Annotated in this window: 1 protein-coding gene and 1 pseudogene; one reads left to right on the top strand and one right to left on the bottom strand. The window is 74.9% G+C overall.

Features of this window, described 5'->3' with window-relative positions:
- Nucleotides 1-1180 (top strand): alpha-lytic protease prodomain-containing protein (locus B9S61_RS14540; RefSeq protein WP_103542634.1); only part of this gene is annotated, 1180 nt, incomplete at its 5' end.
- A 54-nt stretch (nt 1181-1234) separates the two neighbouring features.
- Here B9S61_RS14540 and B9S61_RS14535 read toward each other — a convergent pair.
- A pseudogene (locus B9S61_RS14535) lies at nt 1235-1487 on the bottom strand (serine hydrolase); the annotation flags it as partial.

The raw sequence follows: 1487 nt of genomic DNA, 5'->3' as shown, positions 1-1487 counted from the left end.
GGGCCTGAACCCGCAGCAGGCCTCGGAGCGGCTGGTCAACGAGGCGGAGGCGGGCACCCGCGCGGGCCGGCTGCGCATCGCCCTGGGCGAGCGGTTCGCCGGGGCCTGGGTGCACGGTGACACCTCCGGCACGCTCACGGTCGCCACGACCGACGCCCTGGACGTGCCGGCCATCGAGGCCCAGGGCGCCACCGCCAAGGTCGTCGAGCGGACCCTGGCCGAGCTGCGGACCGCGAAGGAGAAGCTGGACACGGCGGCCACCCGCGTCAGGACCCTCGACACACCGGTCTGGTACGTCGACGTGGCGAAGAACCGGATCATGGTGCAGGCGACCAGCCGGTCCGCCGGCACCGCCTTCGTCGAGGCCGCCGGGCTCGAGGGGGAGGACGTCGGCGTCCGCATGACGGCCGAACGGCCCCGGCTGCTGCAGGACATCACCGGCGGCGACGCCTTCTACATCAACGACTCCGCGCGCTGCTCCGTCGGCTTCTCCGTCACCAGGGGCGAGCAGGCGGGCTTCGTCACCGCCGGGCACTGCGGCAGACCGGGTGCGACGACCACCGGCTACGACCGCACCGCGCAGGGCGCCTTCGGGGCCTCCACGTTCCCCGGCAAGGACATGGCGTGGGTGGCCGCCAACGACCGGTGGGCGCCCACACCCGATGTGAAGGCGCAGAACGGCCAGGAGGTGCAGTTCACCGGTTCGGCACAGGCGCTCGTCGGGGCGTCGGTGTGCCGTTCCGGCTCGACCACCGGGTGGCACTGCGGGACCGTCGAGCAGCACGACACGAGCGTCAGCTACGCCGAGGGCACGGTCGACGGACTGACCCGGACGACGGTGTGCGCCGAGCCGGGCGACTCGGGCGGGTCCTACGTGGCGGGCGCGCAGGCGCAGGGCGTCACCTCCGGCGGTTCCGGTGACTGCACCGGCGGCGGCACCACCTTCTACCAGCCGGTCAACCCGATCCTGGGCGACTTCGGGCTCACGCTGACCACCGCCGCCGCGCAGACCACGCCGGGCTCGCAGCAGGACGGCACCCAGGCGTGGACGGCCGGCCGGGTCTACGAGGCGGGGACGACGGTGACGCGCGACGGCGTGACGTACCAGTGCCTGCAGACCCACCAGGCGCAGGGTGTGTGGGCGCCCGCCGGCACCCCGGCGCTGTGGCAGCGGCTCTGACCGCCTGACCGGTACGGCGCCGGCCGCCCCGCGGCCGGCGCCGTACCGGTCCCGCTACTCCCCGGCGAGCAGGGCGTACGCCGTGGCGAGGAACGGGTCGTGGGCGCGGAAGCGGCGGGTACAGACCGCGGCCAGGGCGGTGCCGGTGGCGGGCCGGAAGCCGAGGAAGGTCTGCTGTCCGAGGGTCGCCCCGCTGTGGAAGTAGAAGGGCCCGCCGTCCGCCGGGTGCCGGAACCAGGCGACGGTGTGCACATGCCGGTGCCCGAGGCCGCGGCGCAGCACGGGCGTGCGCACGGCGTGCAGCGCG

The organism is Streptomyces sp. SM1 (assembly GCF_002910825.1).
Lineage (GTDB): Bacteria > Actinomycetota > Actinomycetes > Streptomycetales > Streptomycetaceae > Streptomyces > Streptomyces okerensis.
Note: the sequence above shows the minus strand (reverse complement) of the source record. Positions and strands in the feature narration are given on the sequence as shown.